Consider the following 2,113-nt stretch of genomic DNA (forward strand, 5'->3'; position numbering starts at 1 on the left):
GCCGGTAGCCACCGGCCGCCCGCCCCGCTGTCGCCGTCTCAGACCACCGTGCCCAGGCTGAACCCGGGGCCCGCGGCCACCCCGGCCACCGCCAGCTCGGCCGGCGACCACTCGTAGCCGGTGCTCCGCCAGGCCCAGGCCACCTGCCGGTACTCGCCGCACAGCGCGCCCGAGCCCTGCGTCCCGTGCAGCACCGCGGCGCCCGGCAGTTCGCAGTACAGCCCGGCGCACAGCACCGCGGTGACCAGGTCCAGGTCCTCGTCGTTGATCCGCACCGCGCCGTCCTCCCAGTGCAGCACCCGCGCCCGCGCCTCCAGCGGCCCGCCCGGCGCGTCCACCACCACCCGGAACTCGTACGCCCCGCAGCCCGCGCCCACCAGCACCCGCCGGAACACCTCCGACGCCTGCTGGTACGTCCAGCGCACCCGCGGGTCCGCGGAGGCGCCCTCGGCGCCGCACAGCGCGCCGTCCATCAGCAGGTCCGCGTAGCGCAGCGCGAGGCCGCCCTCGCGGGCCCGGACCAGCCGGGGCAGGAAGTCCGCCAGGTCCTCGCCGCAGTAGGTGACCAGCTGGGTCCGCAGCGGCGGATTGACCAGGTACCCGTCCCGCGCGGCCTGCTCCCGCACGTCCAGCCCGTGCAGCAGGCAGTAGTCCGCGAAGTCCTCCGGGTGGAACATCCGCGCCCGGACCGTCCCGTACTCCCCCACCGCCTCGGCCAGCAGCTCCCCGGCCTCCCGCAGGTACGTCCCGTAGTCCGGCGCGTCCGTCACCCGCCAGGACCGCACCCGCTCGAAGTCCGCCTCACTGGTCAGGATGCCCGTCACGAACGCCTCCTCGCTCCGCTGCGAGGGCTCTGCACTGCAACGGCGCGGCCGGCGGCTGTTCCTGGACATCGGTGGCTCCCGGGGATCTCGGTCGAGCAACTGCTGCCCCACTCCTCCCCGCCCACACCCGTCCCACACACACGGCCTGTCACAACTCTGCAACCGACCGTCAGGAGGAAGAGCACCACCAGGGGCTCGGGGAACGGCGAGTCCGTGCTGCTGACGGCCGGAGCCCATCGAAGGTCCGTGCTGCTGCGTGTCTGTGACGGAACCGGAAGCAGATGCGCGCAACGGCAGTGCACCGCCCGCAGACCCGTGCTCGCCGTTCCCCGAGCCCCTGGTGGCGCACCTCCTACCGGGGGGCCATGGCCAACTGCCGGGACTGGGCGACCAGGCGACCGTTCTCGTCCCAGATCTCGCAGTCCTCCTCGAAGTACCCGCCGGCCACGTTGCGGGTGGCGTGCGAGACGCGCAGCCAGCCGTCGGCGGGCAGGGCGCGGACGTGGACGGTGAGTTCGATGGTGGGGGCCCAGCCGGGGCGGCCGAGGTCGAAGGTGACCGGGGGGAGGGCGTCGGCGGTGAGGAGGAGGGAGAGCGCGTCGGCGGGGCGCTTGTCGGCGAGCCGGAACCAGCCCTGGATGCGCCCCTGCTTGGAGGGCTGCCCGAGCGCCCAGCCGATGGTGGCCGGGTCGAGCCGCAGGTCGAGGCGCTCCAGCAGGGCGGCCTCGGTGAGGAGTTCGCGCGGGGCGTGCTCGACGCCCACGCACTGCTCGGGGGCGGGGAGTTCGGGCGGGAGCGCGGTGGTGGCGACCTCAGCGTCGAGCGCGGCGAGGTCGGTGAAGGAGGCGGTGACGCGGAGCCGCTCCCGGCCGTCCTGGGAGAGGACGGCGCTGCCGGTGGCCAGGCTGCGGCCGCGCCGGACGATCTCGGTGCGGACGGTCGCGGGCCCGGGGCGGGAGGCGGATATGTAGGTGCCGCTGACGGTGAGCGGGTGCGGGTGGGCCGGTCCGGCCTCCCGGGCGAGCGCGTGCGCGGCGAAGGCGAGCAGCAGGCCGCCGTTGACGCCGCCGCCGATCTGCCAGCCGTCGCCGAGTTCGCCGTCGTAGCGGCCGGGCTCGTCGGGGTGCGGGGTGAGCGCGATCCCCTGGTCGAACTCGAAGGCGGGGGTGGTCTCCGGCGTGGCTTCCGGCATGGCTTCGCGGCCCTTCTGCGCGGCGGGGCAAAAAAATACTTGCCGGTAGCTTACGCGCGGAGGCCGCCGGACCAACAGGTCCGACGGCCTCCGGGGG

The 2,113-nt window shown here is 74.7% G+C and carries 2 protein-coding genes; both read right to left on the reverse strand.

All coding sequences use genetic code 11. The features are described 5' to 3' along the window. Window positions 1-38: 38 nt before the first annotated feature. Window positions 39-824, reverse strand: coding sequence for a hypothetical protein (locus tag ACFUEL_RS38930; protein WP_380242827.1), 786 nt, complete (start codon window positions 822-824; stop codon window positions 39-41). A gap of 352 nt (window positions 825-1,176) precedes the next feature. After that, window positions 1,177-2,016: a thioesterase family protein gene (locus ACFUEL_RS38935; protein WP_380242828.1), complete on the reverse strand. Its 840-nt coding sequence runs from the start codon at window positions 2,014-2,016 to the stop codon at window positions 1,177-1,179. Window positions 2,017-2,113 lie beyond the last annotated feature (97 nt).

The organism is Kitasatospora sp. NPDC057198 (assembly GCF_042670125.1).
Classification (GTDB): Bacteria; Actinomycetota; Actinomycetes; order Streptomycetales; family Streptomycetaceae; genus Kitasatospora.